General features: G+C 43.7%; 19 protein-coding genes. 9 read left to right on the top strand and 10 right to left on the bottom strand.

The features are described 5' to 3' along the window. Positions 1-79: 79 nt before the first annotated feature. On the bottom strand, positions 80-472 hold the full coding sequence (locus tag IEV61_RS06390; protein WP_188414870.1) for a hypothetical protein: 393 nt from the start codon (positions 470-472) through the stop codon (positions 80-82). Positions 473-608: 136 nt separating this feature from the next. Between IEV61_RS06390 and IEV61_RS06385 the strand changes: the two genes are divergently transcribed. Further along, positions 609-896: a Bor family protein gene (locus tag IEV61_RS06385; RefSeq protein WP_188414869.1), complete on the top strand. Its 288-nt coding sequence runs from the start codon at positions 609-611 to the stop codon at positions 894-896. Positions 897-1,235: 339 nt separating this feature from the next. On the opposite strand, the gene pfkA is transcribed toward IEV61_RS06385, so the two are convergent. From pfkA to IEV61_RS06365, 4 genes are read right to left on the bottom strand one after another with little or no spacing between them, the layout of a single operon-like run. Then, on the bottom strand, positions 1,236-2,213 hold the full coding sequence (pfkA, locus tag IEV61_RS06380; protein ID WP_188414867.1) for a 6-phosphofructokinase: 978 nt from the start codon (positions 2,211-2,213) through the stop codon (positions 1,236-1,238). Then, the gene (locus IEV61_RS06375) at positions 2,200-3,909 is read right to left on the bottom strand and encodes a protein-disulfide reductase DsbD family protein (protein ID WP_188414865.1); all 1,710 of its coding nucleotides are present in this window, start codon (positions 3,907-3,909) and stop codon (positions 2,200-2,202) included. The genes pfkA and IEV61_RS06375 overlap by 14 nt, the downstream gene beginning before the upstream one ends. 17 nt (positions 3,910-3,926) lie before the next feature. Continuing rightward, positions 3,927-4,376: a protein-disulfide reductase DsbD N-terminal domain-containing protein gene (locus IEV61_RS06370; protein ID WP_188414864.1), complete on the bottom strand. Its 450-nt coding sequence runs from the start codon at positions 4,374-4,376 to the stop codon at positions 3,927-3,929. A gap of 6 nt (positions 4,377-4,382) precedes the next feature. Continuing rightward, on the bottom strand, positions 4,383-5,153 hold the full coding sequence (locus tag IEV61_RS06365) for a biotin--[acetyl-CoA-carboxylase] ligase (RefSeq protein ID WP_188414862.1): 771 nt from the start codon (positions 5,151-5,153) through the stop codon (positions 4,383-4,385). Positions 5,154-5,212: 59 nt separating this feature from the next. Between IEV61_RS06365 and rsfS the strand changes: the two genes are divergently transcribed. From rsfS to arsB, 7 genes are all read left to right on the top strand, one after another. Continuing rightward, positions 5,213-5,587: a ribosome silencing factor gene (gene rsfS / locus IEV61_RS06360; RefSeq protein WP_188414860.1), complete on the top strand. Its 375-nt coding sequence runs from the start codon at positions 5,213-5,215 to the stop codon at positions 5,585-5,587. A 63-nt stretch (positions 5,588-5,650) separates the two neighbouring features. Further along, positions 5,651-7,750, top strand: a complete 2,100-nt coding sequence (gene ftsH, locus IEV61_RS06355; protein WP_188414858.1) for an ATP-dependent zinc metalloprotease FtsH — start codon at positions 5,651-5,653, stop codon at positions 7,748-7,750. A gap of 57 nt (positions 7,751-7,807) precedes the next feature. Beyond that, positions 7,808-8,452 (top strand): LutC/YkgG family protein, encoded by a 645-nt coding sequence (locus IEV61_RS06350; RefSeq protein ID WP_188414856.1) that lies wholly within the window; start codon positions 7,808-7,810, stop codon positions 8,450-8,452. A gap of 87 nt (positions 8,453-8,539) precedes the next feature. After that, complete coding sequence (locus IEV61_RS06345) at positions 8,540-8,869, top strand: ArsR/SmtB family transcription factor (protein WP_188414854.1); 330 nt, start codon at positions 8,540-8,542, stop codon at positions 8,867-8,869. 39 nt (positions 8,870-8,908) lie between these two features. Next, positions 8,909-9,475 carry a DUF6428 family protein gene (locus IEV61_RS06340; RefSeq protein WP_188414852.1) on the top strand — a complete coding sequence of 189 codons (567 nt, stop codon included), beginning with the start codon at positions 8,909-8,911 and terminating at the stop codon, positions 9,473-9,475. A 12-nt stretch (positions 9,476-9,487) separates the two neighbouring features. Continuing rightward, entirely contained in the window at positions 9,488-9,919 is a 432-nt protein-coding gene (locus tag IEV61_RS06335) for an arsenate reductase ArsC (protein ID WP_188414850.1), read from the top strand. After that, the gene (gene arsB, locus IEV61_RS06330; RefSeq protein WP_188414848.1) at positions 9,906-10,991 is read left to right on the top strand and encodes an ACR3 family arsenite efflux transporter; all 1,086 of its coding nucleotides are present in this window, start codon (positions 9,906-9,908) and stop codon (positions 10,989-10,991) included. The genes IEV61_RS06335 and arsB overlap by 14 nt, the downstream gene beginning before the upstream one ends. Before the next feature lie 8 nt (positions 10,992-10,999). Here arsB and IEV61_RS06325 read toward each other — a convergent pair whose 3' ends face one another. Both IEV61_RS06325 and IEV61_RS06320 read right to left on the bottom strand, forming a co-directional pair. Then, the gene (locus tag IEV61_RS06325; protein ID WP_188414846.1) at positions 11,000-12,535 is read right to left on the bottom strand and encodes a SulP family inorganic anion transporter; all 1,536 of its coding nucleotides are present in this window, start codon (positions 12,533-12,535) and stop codon (positions 11,000-11,002) included. A gap of 44 nt (positions 12,536-12,579) precedes the next feature. After that, positions 12,580-13,689, bottom strand: a complete 1,110-nt coding sequence (locus IEV61_RS06320; RefSeq protein WP_188414844.1) for a metallophosphoesterase — start codon at positions 13,687-13,689, stop codon at positions 12,580-12,582. Between the two features lie 158 nt (positions 13,690-13,847). Here IEV61_RS06320 and IEV61_RS06315 point away from each other — a divergent pair, with 158 nt between their 5' ends. Continuing rightward, on the top strand, positions 13,848-14,048 hold the full coding sequence (locus IEV61_RS06315; protein ID WP_188414843.1) for a YtxH domain-containing protein: 201 nt from the start codon (positions 13,848-13,850) through the stop codon (positions 14,046-14,048). A gap of 81 nt (positions 14,049-14,129) precedes the next feature. Here the strand turns inward: IEV61_RS06315 and IEV61_RS06310 are convergent, their stop codons facing one another. The 3 genes from IEV61_RS06310 to IEV61_RS06300 all read right to left on the bottom strand — a co-directional run bounded on the left by IEV61_RS06310 (position 14,130) and on the right by IEV61_RS06300 (position 20,257). Beyond that, positions 14,130-15,176, bottom strand: coding sequence for a sensor histidine kinase (locus IEV61_RS06310; RefSeq protein ID WP_188414842.1), 1,047 nt, complete (start codon positions 15,174-15,176; stop codon positions 14,130-14,132). Between the two features lie 160 nt (positions 15,177-15,336). Beyond that, the gene (locus IEV61_RS06305; protein WP_188414841.1) at positions 15,337-17,316 is read right to left on the bottom strand and encodes an alpha-L-arabinofuranosidase family protein; all 1,980 of its coding nucleotides are present in this window, start codon (positions 17,314-17,316) and stop codon (positions 15,337-15,339) included. Positions 17,317-17,455: 139 nt separating this feature from the next. Further along, positions 17,456-20,257, bottom strand: coding sequence for a glycosyl hydrolase (locus IEV61_RS06300; RefSeq protein ID WP_188414840.1), 2,802 nt, complete (start codon positions 20,255-20,257; stop codon positions 17,456-17,458). Between the last annotated feature and the right edge of the window lie 2 nt (positions 20,258-20,259).

Here is a 20,259-nt window from a genome sequence, read left to right as displayed (position 1 = left end):
GCGCCTTGCACATGTGCTTAATGTTTATATAGATGATACTTTTAAAAATGCCGCCGATAGGTACTTATTCCTCCCCAACTTATTTTGTGGCTTTGGCTAAAAGTACAAATAATACAACAACGCTGGCTACTGCAACTACTGCCACATAAACCGCCCCGCCTACTAAAAAATAATGCCCGGTAGTTCGCCTTTTCAGCGTTTTATTGTACGCAGCATTCCTAAACGCATTTACATAGACCGAATCTGCTAAACTGGCGGTATCACTTACGGTTGCTTTTGTGGGCTTAAATAAGTCGGAATTGCTATTAGTCTTATTCTTTTTAAACTTTTTGAACTCCTCCTTATAGAGTTTAAATCTTTTTACGTCGTTATATGCAGTTTTAACCACCGAGTCTTTCCGTAAAGGCTGGGCATTGACCTCAAACACGCAAAGTCGACACAATATATAGCTGGAAATCAGTAATTTATCCATCCTGTAAAGTAAGCATTTATAAGTAATACTAATAACAACAAGTAAATATTTTCAAAAACCAAACTTATGTTTAGTAAATAATAAGTTTTTGCTTATTATTGCTACAGTTTATTCAACTTTAATCTTATAACATTTTATGAAAAAAATTTTCTACTCAGCGGCTGTTATAGCTGTAATGTCTTTATCATCTTGCTATGTAAACACTTTTAATGTAGGTAAAGGTGCACAATCAAACGTTTCGGTGTCAAAATGGAATCATTATTTAATTGACGGTTTAGCACCTTTAAGCGTGTCTAACCCAAATGAACTTGCAGCTGGCGCAAGTGATTACACCGTAACTATAAAACATAGCTTTGTAAACGGCTTATTAGCCGCCCTTACTTTTGGTATTTACACCCCTACTACAACCGTAGTAACCAAGTAATTATCCATTCATTATACAATAGCTACCGCTTTAGTGTAAAGACCATTACTTTATGAAGTATTTTATCTTTTTTATAAGTTGCTTGTTAATTTTTATTATAGTAGCTAACATTATAACCCTACATACCAACTATAGTGACCTCTCGCGGTTTGGCTATGGTTACTTTACAGGCATTGCTATCATGTTAATACTTCTATCAACAACAGCTTATTTTTCAGGTAAAAAAATTTATCGAAGATTGAGTACTATGGAGGAAATTTAAATTTCTTCTAAAAGTATAAAACGCAATGAGGCCGGTAACTTATATAGCTACCGGCCCCTTTCGTTAATTCTATTTTGTTATAAAGAAAGTATATCTACAATTCTTAATAAATTAGCATCTACCTCTACATTATGCTTGATAGCACTTTCGAAAGGCGTGTAAGAAATTTGTCCGTTAATAACGCCTATCATTTCATGGCTGTGGCCATGCATTAAGGCTTCCACAGCGGCTACACCTACACGACTGGCCAATACGCGATCCATACAGGTTGGATGACCGCCACGCTGCATGTGTCCCAATACCGATACGCGGGTATCGTAGTTAGGATATTTCTCTTTAACCAAACGGCCAATCTCAAACGCACCGCCGGCTTCATCACCTTCGGCCACGATCAATATCTTGGATGATTTATCTCTGCGGCCTTGCTCTAAACGATGGTATAAAGCTTCAATATTGGTTTTGGTTTCCGGTATCAGAATAGCTTCGGCACCCGAGGCAATACCAGTACGCAGGGCAATCAGTCCCGAATCACGCCCCATTACTTCTACAATAAACAAGCGGTCATGAGATTCTGCCGTATCACGAATTTTATCCACCGCTTCTACCACTGTGTTAATGGCGGTATCATAACCAATGGTAAAATCGGTACCCTGCAAATCATTATCAATAGTACCCGGCAAACCCACAATTGGAATACCAAATTCATTGCTGAACACTTTAGCACCGGTAAAAGTACCATCGCCGCCAATACCAACGAGAGCATCAACGCCATATCTTTTTAACTGCTTATATGCTTTTTGGCGGCCTTCAGGAGTTCTGAATTCTTCGCTGCGGGCGGTTTTTAAAATAGTACCGCCGCGTTGTACAATATTTGCTACCGATTTGCGATCCATCGGGAACAGATCGCCGGTAATCATCCCCTCATAGCCCCGGCGTATACCGGTAACTTCGAGGTTATAGTATAATGCCGTTCGTACCACGGCACGTATAGCAGAGTTCATACCCGGGGAGTCGCCTCCTGAGGTATAAACCCCTATATTTTTAATTTCTGCCATTGTTTTTCTCATAGGCGGCTTTGCCGCTGTCTAAAAATTCAATATAATTTTGTACGCTGTAATTTGCACCCTGAGGAGGTACCAATACCTCACCTTTAGCATTTACAATTACGTAATATGGCTGCGAATTTACATTAAATTTTGAAGCTTCGTAGTCGCTCCACTTATTCCCTATAGTTTTAATTTTTTTACCGCTGAATTTAGAAACTATCTGCTCATTAGCCGGGAGTTCCTGCTTTTCGTCAACATACAGCTCCAGCAATACAAAATCGTTTGACAGGCGTTTATGTACAGCTGCATCGCTCCAAACCTCGTTTTCCATTCGACGGCAATTGGCGCAAAACCAACCGGTAAAATCTATCAGGATGGGTTTATTCAATTCTTTTGAAACCTGCATGGCTTGATCCATATCATACCACTCGTTCAAGCCAGCATGTTTACCACGCTTAAACAGTTCTTCATATTTTTTCACTTTGATAGAAACTGTTTGAGAGGGTTCAACTTCGCCTCCCCCGCCATTGTTGCTTAACATAAAATCTTGCGTGGCAGGCGGCGGCAAAAACCCGCTAATTACCTTTAACGGTGCCCCCCACAAACCGGGGATCATGTAAATAGTAAAGGCAAATACCAAAATAGCAATAAAGGTGCGCGGTACCGAAAGATACTTGAGGTCGCTATCGTGCGAGAACTTGATCTTGCCGATGAGGTACAATCCGAGTAAAACGCCAAGCGCGATCCAGATAGACAGGAACACCTCGCGGTCGAACCAGTTCCAGTGGTAGGCCAAATCCACACCCGATAAAAATTTTAAAGCAAAAGCCAATTCCAGGAATCCCAAAACCACCTTCACACTATTTAACCAACCACCAGATTTAGGCAGCGATTTTAACAGCGACGGAAACAATGCAAATATGGTAAACGGTATAGCCAGCGCCGATGAAAAGCCAAGCATACCCATAATAGGTGCCAGGCGTTCTCCTTTGGAAGTAGCTTCTACCAGTAAGTATCCAATAATTGGTCCTGTACAGGAGAACGATACCACGGCCAGCGTAGCTGCCATGAAAAATATCCCTGCCAAACCGCCTTTATCCGAATTGGCATCCAGCTTATTGGCCAGCGAACTTGGCAGCTGAAGTTCAAACGCTCCAAGGAACGAAATACCAAATACTACCAATAGTACGAAGAAGAACAGGTTAAACACTCCACTGGTAGCCAGCGAGTTTAAAGCGTCGGAGCCAAAAACTAAAGTGATAATTAACCCCAGCGTTACATAAATAACGATGATAGAAATGCCGTAAATTAATGAATGCCAGATACCCTTACTTCGTGATCCCGCTTTTTTAGTGAAAAAGCTCACTGTAAGCGGCAATAGCGGGTATATACAAGGCATAATGAGTGCGGCAAAGCCACCTACTAACCCTGCAATAAATATTTGCCAAAGCGTTTTAGGCTTTTCGGTTTCTTTAACAGCAGTTGCACTAACAGCTTTAATAGCTGTAGGCTTGTTTTGATTAACAGCAACCGCAGTATCGGCCTTTGCCGGGGTCGACTCGGTAAACTCAATGCCGGCTGTAGATATGGTATCGGCTGTTTGCACTGCGGCCGCCTTAGCCACGCCGTTATTAAATATAAAGCCCAATACTACCAACAGTACGGTAAAGAACAAGAATGCCGGGCGGCTGCGTTGTATACTCATTATTATTATGGTGCTGCTTATTTTACCGAAACGCTAAATTCAACCTCATCGGGTGGCAAACATTTGCGGTCGTTGCAGGTCATGTATTCTACTTTACCTTTTACGGTAGTGGCTCCGGCACCTTTCAACTTCACTTTTTGTTGAAAAACTACCGAGTTTTCAAAATAGCTTACATTCATCTTGAAAGAATCTTCATACTTGGTTATAGCCTTTGGCTCGGCAGGTTTACCCATCGCCGTGTAGTTTTTGGCAGGTGTAAAGGTAAAACTGGTGGCAACCGGTCCGCCGTCTTTTAAGTTTTGTGAATAGATATGCCAGCCCGGTTCAATAGTGGCTTTTACCAGTACCACAGCCTCAGTAGCACTTATTTTTTTAGCCGCATAGCTCCATTTTACAGGTGCCTCAATTTGAGCAAATGCTGCGGCGGTAAACAGCATGGCCAACATCACTAAATATATTCTCTTCATCGTTTTCTAATTATGTATAAATTGTATCTCTTTTAAATTGTAAGCTTTTACGTGGCCATCTTGCATTACCTGTAGTAACCCTTCGGCACTAACACCGGTAACCATGCCTTCAAATATAGCATCTTGCACTTTAAACCGCCCTTTTTTGTTCAGCCAATAAAGCGAATGCAGGTAAGCCTCATTTAATTGACTACCGTTACCCTCTTTTAGTTTAAAATACCAACGTTCAATATGGCTGCAAATTTCAAACATTAAAGCTTTCAAATCATAATCTGTTTGTAAGATTTGCCTGAGCGATACCGCATTAGGTACCCAGGCAGGAAAATTCGTTTGATTTACGTTAAGGCCAATACCAATAATCGAATTTTTGATGGCGCTACCTTGCACCTGGTTCTCAATAAGGATGCCTCCAAGTTTACGCCCTCCAACGTAAATATCGTTAGGCCATTTTATTTTCAGCTTGTTGCCAACCAAGGGTAGCAAGGTTTCGTATACTCCAATGCTTACTATTTGTGTTAACTGAAACTGGCTTGCAAGCGCAAGAAAATGGGGTTTAAGCAAGATACTGAAGGCGAGGCTTTCACCAGTTGAGCTGTACCATTTGTTTTGCTGCTGACCACGACCGGCTATTTGGCTTTCTGCCATAATGACCGTTCCATCAGGTAATGGCTCATTATTTGCCAGTATATTTTTAAGGAATGTATTTGTTGAGTCAACTTCTTTTAGGGTAATGAGGTTTTGCCCAACAAATGCTCTTAAAAAATTGTTATTTTGCAAAGTAGTAATGTGTAAATAATAATTATTACATTCAAATCGTTCAAAATTAAAGGTTTTTAATGATAAAAAACAAAGCACTAAATGAATCCTCTTATCTTTCTGAGCTGGCCATTCACGGCATTCAGGAGAAAAAGGGAAATGATATCGTCAGATTAGATCTTCGTAATTTAAAAAGCTCTGTGTCTGATTATTTTGTGATCTGCCATGCCGATTCGGGTACGCAGGTTAAAGCCATTGCCAACAGTATAGAAGACGAAATTTTCAAAGCTACCGGCCAAGACCCATGGCGCAAAGAAGGTCTTGAACATGCCGAGTGGATTTTACTGGATTATGTTGACATTGTTGTTCATATCTTCAAAACAGAAAAACGAGAGTTTTACGGCGTTGAAGATCTGTGGGGCGATGCGGAAATAAAGTACTATAAAAGCGCCTGACCATCTGCTTTTTTAACCTGTACTAATTAATTTAAAGATGGTAATGTATGAGCTCGAAACAAAATGAAAGATAATAACAGTAAATCAGATAAACCCAAATTTCGCAGGGTTCCGAATAGAAAAATTACGCCTAAGCCCCCCCGGTTTAATTTTATGTGGCTTTACGCCGTTGTAATTTTAGCCCTGCTGGTAGTTCCTTACATATTAGGGGGCAGCAATGCCACCGAGGTAAGCTTTCAGCGATTTGAATCGCAGATGCTTAAAGCCGGTGATGTTGAGAAACTGGTAGCCTACAAAGATGGCGACCGTGTAATTGCCGAAGTTTACATTAAAAAAGATAGCTTAAAAGCCAAGCCGCAATACAAAGACATTAAAGATAAACGTGCAATAAGCATGAGCAATGCCGTGGCACCGCAATACATTTTTACAGATGCCTCTTACGAAAGCTTAAAGCAATCTATAGCTACAGCGCAAAAAGATGTGCCCGATGCTAACCGTGTGCCTATCCAGTACGCACAGCAACGCGAAAGCTTACTGTCAAACTGGCTGGTGCAAGGCATTATTATGCTGCTGTTATTTGCCGGTTTATGGTTATTTATTATGCGCCGCATGAGTGGTGGTGCAGGTGGCGGCCCTGGCGGTCAAATCTTTAATATTGGTAAATCAAAAGCTACGCTATTTGATAAAGAAGCGCAGGTTAACGTTACTTTTAACGATGTAGCCGGTTTACAGGAAGCTAAAGAAGAAGTAATGGAAATCGTAGATTTCCTTAAAAATCCTAAAAAATACACTAACCTGGGTGGTAAAATTCCTAAAGGCGCATTGCTGGTAGGTTCGCCGGGTACAGGTAAAACGCTAATGGCTAAAGCTGTTGCAGGTGAAGCGCAGGTTCCGTTCTTCTCGCTGTCAGGTTCTGACTTTGTGGAGATGTTTGTGGGCGTTGGTGCGTCACGTGTGCGCGATTTGTTTAAACAAGCCAAGGATAAAGCGCCTTGTATCATCTTTATTGATGAGATTGATGCTATTGGCCGTGCCCGTGGTAAGAACAATATTGTAGGCGGTAACGATGAGCGTGAAAATACGCTTAACCAATTACTGGTAGAAATGGATGGTTTCGGTACCGATTCGGGTATCATTATCCTGGCCGCTACTAACCGTCCTGATGTTTTGGATTCAGCCTTGCTGCGTCCCGGACGTTTTGACCGTCAGATCTCTATTGATAAGCCAGATTTAATTGGCCGTGAGCAAATCTTTAAAGTACACTTAGGTCCGTTAAAACTGGCTGAAGGCGTTGATGCCAAGAAACTATCGGCGCAAACCCCTGGTTTTGCAGGTGCAGAGATTGCCAACGTTTGTAACGAAGCTGCCCTGATTGCTGCCCGCCGCGATAAAGTTGCGGTAGATATGCAGGATTTTCAGGATGCTATTGACCGTGTAATTGGCGGTTTAGAGAAGAAGAACAAGATCATTTCACCCGAAGAAAAACGCATTGTGGCTTACCATGAGGCTGGTCATGCTATATCGGGCTGGTTTTTGGAACATGCTGATCCGTTGGTTAAGGTATCTATTGTTCCGCGTGGAGTTGCTGCGTTGGGTTATGCTCAATACTTGCCTAAAGAGCAGTTCTTACATACTACCGACCAATTAATGGACGAAATGGTAGTAAGTATGGGTGGCCGTGTGGCCGAGGACATTGTTTTCGGGCGTATATCTACCGGCGCTTTAAGCGATTTAGAACGCATTACCAAACTGGCTTACGCTATGGTTAAAATCTATGGTATGAACAGCAAAGTGGGTAACGTATCGTTTTACGATCCGCAGGGTGAGTACCAGTTTAACAAACCATACTCAGATACCACTGCCGAACTGATTGATGAGGAAGTACGTAAGCTGATTGACAGCGTTTACCAACGCACCAAAGACCTGCTTAACGAAAAACGTGCAGGCTTGGAATTGTTAGCTGCCAAATTACTCGAAAAAGAAGTATTGTTTCAGCAGGATTTGGTTGAACTTTTAGGTGAGCGTCCGTTTGAAAACCGTACCACTTATGATAAATTTGTGAACGGCGAAGCGGCTTTAAACCCGGATGTTGATAATAACGCGATCCCTGAGAGCGTTACTAACCCCGAAACTGCCCGTATAGACGGCACTGAAAACAATTAATTTAATATTCTGATTATACTTAAAGCCACTATGCAAATAGTGGCTTTATTTTTTTGCATGAAAGATAATACCACGTCCAAAGAAAAAATGCTGAAGAAGGTACGTAAGGCCTTGTTAGAGCGTCGTGACAACCCCTACCCTAACCAGGAAGACCTGCCTTTGTATGCCCAGCCCAAAGAGGATGAAATACTGGAGGTTATGTTTGCCGAGGAGTTTTTGGCGGTATCGGGTCAGTTTGTTTTTTGTGAAGATGAGATACAATTCCTCGAATCGCTGTTGAACCTGGCCGAGGAGCGCAAATGGCACAAGATCTATTGCTGGGAACCCGACCTGCAAAAAATATTGGAGCAATATGAGTACCCCTACTACGAAACCGACAAAGATTTTGACCAGGCCGAGGTTGGCTTTACTTTGTGCGAAGCCCTTGTAGCACGCAATGGCAGTATTATGCTGAGCAACGCCGGCATGGCCGGCCGCAGGTTAAGCATTTATCCACCGGTGCATATTGTGCTCGCCTATACCTCTCAGTTGGTGTTAGACCTTAAAGATGGCTTTAAGCTGCTGAACGACAAATACGGCAAACGCCTGCCCAGCATGATCACCACTGTAACCGGCCCCAGCCGCACAGCAGATATTGAAAAAACGCTGGTTTTGGGTGCACATGGACCTAAAGAGTTGTTTGTGTTTTTGTTAGATGGGTAATTAAGCGGAAAATTCATGTTGTCTCTCCCAAATAATCTTCACCTATTTTGCAAAATCAAAAATCAATCGTAATATTGCAATGTATTTATGGGCTTAACTAAAACTGAAATATTCACCAGTGAGCAAAACCGCATGGCTGTACTGTTTAAAGCAATGGCTCACCCGGCACGTATTGCCATTTTGCAACAAATTATACAGGCTAACGCCTGTATCTGCGGCGATCTGGTAAACGAGTTAGGTTTGGCACAAGCCACTATTTCTCAACATTTAAAAGAGTTGAAAACAGCGGGTATTATACAAGGAACCATTGAAGGCGTTAGTGTTTGCTATTGCATTAACCCTGCGGTTTGGCAAGAATTAGGCTCACAGATAAATGCCTTGCTAAAAACATATAAACCGATTAACACCTGCTGTTAAAAAAATTTAATTAAAAACATCGCAATATTACGATATACTATGGAAACTAAACAGTTAATGAATTGGCAAAGCTTTAGAAGCGCTATTGCCATACACCCCGATAAGCACCTGCAATTCAGGTATGCCAATAACCAATTGGTAGATGCCTCTTACCATATCACCGAAATAAAGCAAGCCCCGATTACCTCTGTGGATTGTGGCGGCGTGATGAATGCCTGGACGGAAATTATTGTGCAGTTATGGGAACCTTCGGTTAAAGACAGCGAACGTGCCATGACCGTTAGCAAGGCTATGGCTATTATACAACTGGTTGAAAAAGCAATGCCCTTAAACCCTATAGCTACCATTAAAATTGAGTTCGGTAATTCGGTATATGATACACGGCAAATGTATCCAGGCGAAATCACAGTAGATGGAGATAACATGGTAGTTGACCTGCGCCCCGATTTTACGCAATGCAAGGCTATAGACCGCGGTCAAAGCTGCGGCACCACGGCTACCGGCGAAGAATGCTGTACACCCGCTACCGCTAAGCCGCTTATCCAATTAAAGAACTTAGCTACTACAAGTGCCGCAACTTGTGAACCAGGAAGCGGCTGCTGTTAATCCTCATATATTATGAAAAACATTTTAGTGTTATGTACAGGCAACAGTTGCCGCAGCCAGATAGCCGAGGGGTATTTGAGGCACTATGCGGGTAACCGCGCAACTGTTTACAGCGCCGGTGTTGAAACCCATGGCGTAAACCCGAAAGCTATTGCAATTATGGCCGAGGATGGTATTGACATCTCAATGCATACATCTAACAATGTAGATGAATATACAGACATACCATTTGATTATGTGATTACCGTGTGCGACAATGCCAAGGAACGCTGCCCATATATTCCTACAACCGCCGAGCGTTTTCATCAAAACTTCCCAGACCCGGCTAAGGCTACGGGTACCGAAGAAGAGGTAATGCAATCGTTCCGCAGCACACGGGATATGATCAAAGTTTACAGTGAACAATTCGTAAATGAGCACCTAAACATCAATGAGCGGCAATAATTGCAACCCTGTTATAAAACGAAAGCAGCTAAGCTTTTTAGACCGATACCTTACGCTATGGATTTTTTTGGCTATGGCTTTGGGTGTGGGTATAGGTTACTTTGTACCAACATCGGGCAGCTTTATTAATTCATTCTCGAACGGAACCACCAATATTCCGCTGGCCATTGGGCTCATTTTAATGATGTATCCGCCCTTAGCCAAAGTAAAATATGAAAGTTTAGGTGAAGTTTTCCGCAACACCAAAGTACTGGGCGTATCACTTTTGTTGAATTGGATCATTGGTCCTATACTCATGTTTACGCTGGCTCTTCTATTTTTGCACGATAAGCCTGAATACATGACCGGCTTAATACTTATTGGCATTGCCCGCTGCATAGCCATGGTTATTGTATGGAATGAGCTGGCGCAAGGCAACCGCGAGTATGCTGCCGGGTTAGTGGCACTCAACAGTGTTTTCCAGGTATTGCTTTACAGTGTGTATGCCTACTTTTTTATAACGGTGCTACCCACGCTTTTAGGCTTCAGGGGATTAGAAATTCATATAACCATTGGTGAGATAGCCAAAAGTGTAGGTGTTTACCTGGGTATTCCGTTTGCGGCTGGTATAATTAGTAGGCTGTTATTAATTAAGATCAAAAGTAAAAATTGGTACCAGCAGAAGTTTATTCCCTTTATATCACCCATTACGCTCGTTGCCCTGCTATTCACTATCGTAATCATGTTTAGTCTTAAAGGACAGCTTATTGTTCAAATTCCTTTCGATGTGGTGCGTATCGCTATTCCTTTGATGATCTACTTTACGGTGATGTTCATCGTGAGCTTTTGGGCAGGTAAATACCTTGGGGCCGACTATGCCAAGAGCGCCTCGATAGCGTTCACGGCAGCCGGTAATAACTTTGAATTGGCAATAGCTGTAGCCATTGGCATATTTGGCATTAACTCGGGCCAGGCCTTTGCAGGGGTAATTGGTCCGCTGGTAGAAGTACCGGCACTCATTGCGTTGGTTAACCTGGCTTTTTGGATCCGCAATAAGTATTACGCTGTTAGCGAAGATACCCTAAGCCTTTAAACTTCTTTTTACTTCTCCGTTGCCACCAAATAGGCAGGATCATCAACAACATTTACGTCAATTACCTCATCGGCATTTTTAAGCAGCGTACGGCAATCGCTGCTTAGGTGGGTGAGGTATAACTTTTTACCCGCCTGGTGGTAACGCTCCGTTAATTTGTTCAATGCTTCAATGGCCGACATATCGGCAACGCGACTATCCATAAAATTAACCTCTACCTGTTGGGGATCGTTAGCTACATCAAACTTCTCATTAAATGCCGTTACCGAACCAAAAAACAGTGGACCATATATTTCATAATGCTTAACGCCCGCGGCATCTACATACTTTTTAGCACGAATGCGCTTGGCGCTTTCCCACGCAAATACCAGTGCTGAGATAATTACACCTATGAGTACTGCAAGCGCCAGGTTGTGCAGCCAAACAGTAATTATGGCCACCAATATGCCTACAAAAATATCCTGCTTTGGCATTTTATTAATAATGCGGAAACTGGCCCATTCAAAAGTACCAACAGCTACCATGATCATTACTCCGGTTAAGGCAGCCATAGGCACACGTTCAATAACTGGAGCACCAAATAGAATGATCACTAAGATGGTGAGCGCTGCTATAATACCCGATAGCCTTGCCCTCGCCCCTGCCGAAAGGTTGACCAGCGTTTGGGCAATCATGGGGCAGCCACCCATCCCAAAGAAAAAACCATTTAGAATGTTTGCAGTACCCTGTGCTACACATTCGCGGTTGCTGTTTCCGCGCGTAGCGGTCATTTCATCTACCAGGTTAAGGGTGAGCAATCCCTCGGTTAGCCCAACGCCTGCCATAATAAGCGAGTAAGGAAAAATGAGCTTCAAAGTATCAAAGTTGAACGGAATGGCCGGGATATGAAACGGTGGAAACCCTCCGCTTACGGCTGCAATATCTTTTACCGTTTTGGTGTGGATACCAAAGCCCAATACAATAGCGAAAACCACAATAATTGCTACTAAAGATGGCGGAACCGCTTTGGTAAAACGCGGCAGTAAAATTACAATGGCAATGGTTAAAGCCACCAGGCCTGCCATAATCAGCAACGGTTGTCCGGTTAGCCAGATTACCTGCCCGTTTACCACTGTTTTAAATTGCGTTAACTGCGCCATAAAAATGACGACGGCCAGTCCGTTTACAAAGCCATACATAACCGGTTGCGGCACCAGCCTGATGAATTTGCCTAATTTAAATACGCCAACCAAAATTTGTATTACACCTGCAAGAGCCACAGCGGCAAATACGTATTCAATACCGTTAGATTTCATGAGCGCTATAAGCACAATAACCGTAGCCCCTGCCCCACCAGAAATTAATCCGGGCCTCCCGCCAAATACTGCCGTAACCAAACCCATAATAAAGGCTGCATACAGCCCTACCAACGGCGGGAAGCCAGCCAGAATAGCGAACGATAATGACTCGGGCATCATGGTCATGGCTACGGTTAAACCGGACAGGATCTCATTTTTATAATTTATTTTTTGAGAGAAATCAAAAAGAGAGAGGGCTTTATTCATAGTATCGGCTGCAAATTTAGCAATAATGGCTGCTTAAACGTGGCTTATTGCGGTATTTCGGCCAGGCCGGCCATTACATCGGTTAAGCTGCTTTCTTCCAATACTACTCTTTCGCTTTGCCCGGCAGGGTTGTACTCCCATTTAATAAGTCGCATACAGCCATCGCTTATTTCGATGCCGGTTATGTCGCCATCATCAAAACAACAGCAGCCACTGTTAAAGTATGATGGACGGTAGCCGGGAAAAGTAAACTTATCTTCGCCTTTTTGCACATGCATGCTAATTTGCTGTTGCAGGCTCTTAACCTTGTCCTTATCGCCGGCTTTTTCGGCTTCTTCCAAATTAATATACAAACGCTCCAGGTGTGTTAACGAACGGAACACCGGCTGATGGGTATGCCCGGTAATGAGCAGCAGGTTGTTTTGCCGACTGCTCCAATCGTACATAATTTGGTTATGCTGCGTTTTTACATGGTCGTTAGTGGCGGGGGTGTTGGGGTTAATTTCGAGGTAAGCCTGAAACGGACCCCATACATTCGACACGAACCATTTGCTAAACCAATTACCATCGCTCTGCATATCGCCCTGGTGACCGTGGGTTAGATAGATACTGAGCGGTTTACCTTCAATTTTGGTTTGTAACACCAGGCCCTCATAAACCTTGAGCCGCTCTCCATATATTTGCAGCAGCATAATGCTGGCCAACGGATCGTTATCCCAATACAGATCGTGGTTGCCAAAAATTTTAAAGAAAGCCTTGTTCTGCAAAAAGAGCTTTTCGTGGTTAAAGGTGGCTTTGTTGAACTTTCGTACCGTAAATATTCCGTTTTTCCAGAGTTCTTCGCTATCGCCCAGGTTTACGTAATTGTAGTGTTCGCCCAGGTAATAATCCAATGCCGACAAATAATTTTTTTCGGCCAGGGCAAAATCATCAGCATGATTGCGGGCACCTTTATGCTGATCTGAAAGGATCACAAATTTATCTTTCCCGGCATCGAACGGAATAACCACACCCCGCTTACCCGGCTTGCCAATGATGGAGTTGTATAAATCGGTAAGGGCAGCATGCACCCGCTTGGCATCGGGCCGTGAAGAGTACTTATCTGATAAACGTATAATAGGTTGCTTTAACCATTTTTGCAGCAAGCGGCGCATAGGTGGTTAAACACGCACTTCTGGGTTTTGTGTTATCCGCTATACCAATCCCGGCGTGTTAAAACACTTTAAGTTCAGCATCAACAGGTTAAGCTACAATTGGCACTAAACTTGCATTGTTTAGTTTTTATTGACACAACATTAAATTATTATACAACATGGGCTTATTAAAATGGGCAATTGTAGGCGCAGCAGCAGCCTACGGCATTAAACACATCACTAAAAAACGCGTGGAAGATGGTAAATCAATTATTGATGACTGGAACGAAAGAGCGCCGGAATGGATTGAGAAGGCTAAACAGTACACTGACGAGGCTGTGAATAAAGTAAATAGCCGCGTAAGCGAAAATTACCAGTAAAAGCTACCCCAAATTACAACAAAAGCCGCAGGTTATTTAAATCTGCGGCTTTGTTGTTTTATAAGCTTCAGCAAAACCATTTTACGCTGCCCTTTTAGGTATCTTGATAATAAATTTGGCACCTTTACCTTCGCCTTCACTTTCGGCAGTGATGGTGCCGCCATGGTAAGTGATGATCTTTTTGGTAAAGTATAAGCCCAACCCGTTAGACGATTCTCCGTCGGCAGCCGGACGGCTACCTTTAAAAAATGGTTCGAAACTTGGCGCCTTGCCAGCCTTAAAGCCAATACCGTAATCAACTACCCTTATCATAATATGCTCTTTCATATCAACGGCACGCACCATAATATCGGTGTTACGTGGGCTAAATTTAATAGCATTAACCAGTAAATTGCTTAACGCCATGGCAAACAAATCTTCATTCACTATAAGTTGCATGTTAAGCGGCACATCTATAAGTACTTGCAGCTCCTTGTTTTTTAAACTGATGTAAAGGTCTTTTACAATGCGGTGCATTACCTGTTCTAAATGGATATTGACGGGGTTGGCCAGGCTGGCAAAATCGCTGGTGGCCAAATCCAGCACGTTACCAATCATTTGTATCTGATGGCGGGTAGATTGCTTGATGAGGTGCAAATACTCGTCTTTAGATTGGTTATTATAATCTTCCTGCATCAATTGAACCAGGGTGATCACATTATGCAGCGGCGTTTTCAGATCATGCGACAGCAAGTAAATAAAGTCGCGTTTTTCTTTAATCAAATTATCCAGCTCATGCAGGGCCGTGTTGGTATTGCTCATGAGCAGCCCCGCCTCATCTTTAAAATTTAACGGCAGCGCAGGCAGCGTTTTATTACCCAGATAATCGACCAGGGCATTTTTAGTAATAATGATGGGTTTTGCCAGTGCATTTTGTACCAGCAGCGTAATGGCGCAGGCAATTAAGGTAAAAACCAATACACACTCTATAACCATTAGTGGCGACATTGATTTGATGCCAGATATCAGCACAAATACAATAATGCCTATTAACGGAATGTGTACTCCCAAAAATGAGATAAAAAGATACTTTAAGGAGTAACTCTTATCTAAGTATTTAATGTTGGATAAAGAGGTATATAAACGCATACGGCTTAAAGGAAGTATTTTCGATTAGACCGCTTTGTACGGGCACACCAAAAAAAAGTTCTTGCCGACTTTAACTTAAGTTATTACCTGCAAGAACTTTTTTACAAAAACCGCCTTTTGAGGCAAGTATACTGACTATCTATACTTTAGCCGTGGGGAATTATTTTAACTGCAGCCTTACAATATTAAATGAATATGGTTTTAGCGTAAGCGCCAGGTTTTTACCCTTAACGGCAATACGTTCGTCCTGAGGACTAACGTTGGTTGATTTTTCAAAAGAGTTAACCGCCTTTAGATCATTAGTAATATAGGTATTAATAGCGCTTACCGGTAATTTCTTCGCACTCTTAATTTGTATAGAACGCGTTTGTGCATTAGCAGATGCGTTTACCACCTTCACAATAAGCTCATTGGTTTTGGCATCCACTACGGCCGATGCATACAAGCTATCCTGACCGGCAACCACCTTGTTATTTAAGCTGATGCCTACTACGCTGGTACCCTTATACAGAGAGTACATTTTTTGTACGTAATAGTTAGGCGTACCGTACACATGCAGATCATCTACCCAAATCATATCCGGAGTCCATTGCCAGCCGTCTACGTGGGCAAAAAGGGGTGCGTAAGAGGCCATGTTCACTACGTCGGCATTACGTTCGAGGCCGGTCATGAAAGCGGCTTCGGCAATGGCGGTACGCCAGTTGTTTTGGTTGGTGGGTTTGGCTATACCATCGCTTTGGGCGGCATACTCGCCGGCAAAAACCTTAGAGCCTTTTTTATCATAACTGTCGTAACGGGTGGCATTGCTTAAAAACCACTCGGGCGCTCGGTAGTAGTGCTCATCAATCAAATCGGCCTTGTTTTTACGCAGCGATGCGTTCAGGTAATCAAAACGATCACCGTTAGGATCGGTGCCCGAGCTGTTCACTATTTTAATCTCAGGATATTTTTCTTTGAGTGCCTTGGTAAAAACAACCAGGCGCTCCAGGTATTGAGGGCCCCAGTTTTCGTTACCAATACCCATCATTTTTAAATTGAATGGTGCCGGATGTCCCATTTCGGCACGTTTTTTACCCCAGGTGGTGGTTACAGCGCCGTTGGCAAATTCAACCAAATCTAAGGCATCTTGCACGTAAGGGCCTAACTGTTCCATGGGCACTACCTCGGCAGTATTAAACTGGCAAGCCATACCACAATTGATAATAGGCAGTGGCTCGGCGCCTATATCTTCGGCCATCTGGAAGTATTCGAAAAAGCCCAGGCCGTAAGTTTGGTAATAATCGGTGGTGAGGCGGTGTTTAAACTCCGTGTTCCAACGGTTGATGTTGAGTTCGCGGTCTTCTACAGGGCCTAAAGTCTTCTTCCACATATAGCGGTTAGAAAGGTCTCTACCTTCCACAATACAGCCACCGGGGAAACGGATAAAGCCGGGTTTCATATCGGCCAGCATTTGTACCATATCGGCACGCAGGCCACCTTTACGGCTTTTCCAGGTATCGCCAGGGAAAAGAGAGATCATATCAAGGTCGATGGTACCATTGCCCTCAAACCATATTTGGAATTTGCCTTTTAACACCGTTGCCTTACAAGTTAAACTCACTCCCTGTTTGTGCCATTCGGCACCACTTTCGGCAGGTATTAATACACTTTCGCCAATGGCATTCCCTTTTTCGTCCTGCAATTCTACATGCAGTTTTACACCGGGCGATGCTTGGCGGTACATGATCGAGAAGTCGTAAGACAAGCCTTTCTTGGTACCTATACCCCTGAAACCTTCATTATTTAAAATAACATCGTTTTTAGAAGAGGCATTACGCACGTTTAAGCGCAAAAAGCGCGGATTGGCTTGCTGCTGTTGCTGACGGTTCAAAACTAAAGCGTCACCTTCTTTCAGGTTCTTGCCTTTAACCGTCCAACCCATGAGTGGCATACCAAACTCAAACGACCTGTTTTTGATTAACTCGGCATAGAGGCCCCCATCGGCTCCCATGTTAATATCTTCAAAAAAAACGCCCCACATGGTAGGCTTCACCTGTGCGGTCACCTTATCGGCATTAATTGTGATGGGCACGCTTTTTTGCGCCCTGCTGCTTAAGGTTAAGGCAGCCAGGCAAAGTGCGGCAAAATATTTTCTTCTCATAAATATCAAATCTACACTTATAAATGATATATGCCAAACAACAAAGCCCCTCCTAAATCCTCCCCGGGAGGGAGGACTTTTAAAATACAACTTTTATTAGACTCCCTCCCTCCCTCCCGGGGAGGGCCGGGGTGGGGCTTTACTTATACTGTACCAGCTTAACCGGCCCTAACAAGCCGGAAGGCATAGGTTTCCAGTTACTGGCATCGAACGGTTTATAGTCAATATTCACAAAGTTAATTTCGTGATACTTGCGCCATTCTATTTTATGCTGATCCATGTAGCGAATGCGGTTAGCCATCAAATTATCCACTTCTATTTTGATAGTATTGGTACCGGCTTTCAGCATCGATCCAACACGGGTTTTGAACGGAATGCTCCACAAAATACCGGCATCTTTACCGTTGATCCAAACACGGGCACTTTCGTCAACCTGGCCTAAGTCCAGCACCCACTCGCCCGGGGGGTTAGTAGGTAAAATAAATGTACTGGTGTAAACGCCCGTTCCCGAAAAGCTAACGGCCGTAGTATCGCCCAAGTCGGTCCATGAAATTAATTTATCCAGCTTTTTTGGTGATGGCAGTTTAGGGCCGCCCTGGGTAAACGTGAGGTTCCATGGGTTAGCCAGCGCAATTTCACCGGTTTGCTTATCCAGATATTTCCATTTTGGCAATCCGGTTTGCGGTTTAGCACCTGCAAATACAATTAGCGCTTCGCCGGGTTGAAGTTGTACTCTAACATGAGTTGTATACACAACAGTTGATTCACCATCCGCAATAACGCTTACAGACTTAGCAGCGCCATATCGGCCACTTTGAGGATCCATCAATATGACATTGCCAGCTCTCCTGCAATTAAGTCCAATTGTTTTATCAACAGGCTTAGAGGTATGGTTAACCAAATAATAGTATTTAGCCCCATTCACATCGCGGCGAATAAATTTAAGCCCTGTTTTAACCAATTCCTCACCTTGTATGTTAACAGCCGTTAAAGCATCATCCAGATCGCCCGACAGCATAACGCGCCCCGCGCCAACTACCGCTTGTTTTACACCACCAGCATTAGCAAACTTTAAAGTAGCCAGTGCTTGTTTCAATGCTGCACGGCGGGTTTCTAAATTAGCCAAGCCTGGTACATCTTCGGGCAGTTTTTGAAATATTACGGTAGCGCCTCCTGCGGCCAGTTTCAATATCTGCTGTAAGGTTTCTACCGGCATTAATTTACACTCAGGTATTACCAGCACTTTATAATTGGCATTGGCACTTGTTTTTACACCAGCTTTGCTGCCTGAACTTTTAGAAAGGGCTAAGTCTGACACAAAATCAAGGCTATAGCCTTTGGCCTGTAATTCGTTGGCGTTTTTATAAAAAGCCGTAGGCGTTAACCACTCCTTAATATCATGAATGGCCAGCGGCATATCCATCCCTTTAGGATGTGCCCAGGCATCATAAATGGGCCAGTACATCAGCACCTCGTTATCGGCCTTACCTGCTTGCAATACCGATTGTACACGGGTAATGTAACCGTTCAGCCCGGTAGCATGGCTCCACAGGCTGTTATCGGGCACCATATTCATGGAGGCATAAAACAACCAGCCCGGAAACTTTACATCCTCGGGCGAATAGGTAGTACCGTGATAGAATACATGGTTAACGCCCGATAAAAAGATCTGCTCCACTTCGGGCTTACATTGCGAGTAAGAGGTTTTAAAGTGCTCGGTTAACCAGGTAAAGGTTTCGCTCGAGATGAGCGGTTTACTGTTTACATGCCCTGCCGATGAAGCAAACTTTAACATAATTGGATCAGGGTCAACATTGCGCACATCGGCACTGTCGCGGCGCAAACCGGGTATGTTAAACTTGCTTGAGCCGAAAGTTTCGCACTCCGGAATATCTACAGTACCATACAGATCCAGCAAATTACCCGGCGAGCCGTGCGACTGGTTCTTGGTCATACTTTTTAGTCCGTGCGCCCAGTTGGTCCAGTTTTGGGTAAAGTTATGCAGCAGCATATTGCTCATGGTTTCGCGATAGTCCGATTTTACACGGCCTACCATTTCGTTTCCATCTGTGCTCGTCAGCTCGCGCATGTGCATGCGCAGATCATACCCATGATCTTTTTGAAAAGCATCAAATAAGCCCGGCGACCAGCTGGCACCATACACCTCATAGCTATCGTTAAAATAAGCACGTACATTAGGTCTGCCGTTTTTGTAAGCATTGGTAAAGCGGGCCAGGTAAGTATCAGTAGCAGTTTTTGAAAGATGGTCTAATGTAAACCCTTCGCCACCCGGGGCAGCACGTTTAACCTTTTGTAGGGTTTTACCGGCAAAGGCAGCATAAATTTCGGTGTTTACGGTAACCGGTGGCATATTGAAGTTGCCATTGGCATCTACCTTATCCATTACGTTGGTTACGTTACCTTTATCGTCGTAAGCAACCAAGGCTTGTAATACGGCTACATCGCGTTGTTTAGGGTCGTTAACTCTAATGGCGTCTTTCACGATTTCACCCGGGTTGAGTTTATACGTTTGAATAATGATCTTGGTAGCGGCATCGGCTGTTTTGATCTGCGGACCGCCGAAAGGCCAGCCCGTACCTGTGTTCATATCCATGCCCATGCCCAGTTGTGAGGCGGTGGTGGCGGTATAATTAAGCATGTCCATCCACTTGGGCGACAGGTAATCTATATACCGGCTTTCGTACCCAATGGCACCGTAAATAGGCGTTACCTCTACCCCTCCAAAACCGGCTTGCTGATATTTGCGCAGTAGGTTGCCAATGTTTTTCTGATCAACGGCATTACCCATCCACCACCAGCGGGTCCAGGGGCGGGTTTGCATTTTTACGGCAGGCCATACGCTGGCCTGTTTGCTTTGCGCCATGGCCGCACCTGCGGTTATACATAGGGCACTTATAGCTATAAATCGCTTGATGAACATGC

This window comes from Mucilaginibacter galii (assembly GCF_014635825.1).
Taxonomy (GTDB): domain Bacteria; phylum Bacteroidota; class Bacteroidia; order Sphingobacteriales; family Sphingobacteriaceae; genus Mucilaginibacter; species Mucilaginibacter galii.
This window is presented reverse-complemented; position numbering and strand designations above follow the sequence as displayed.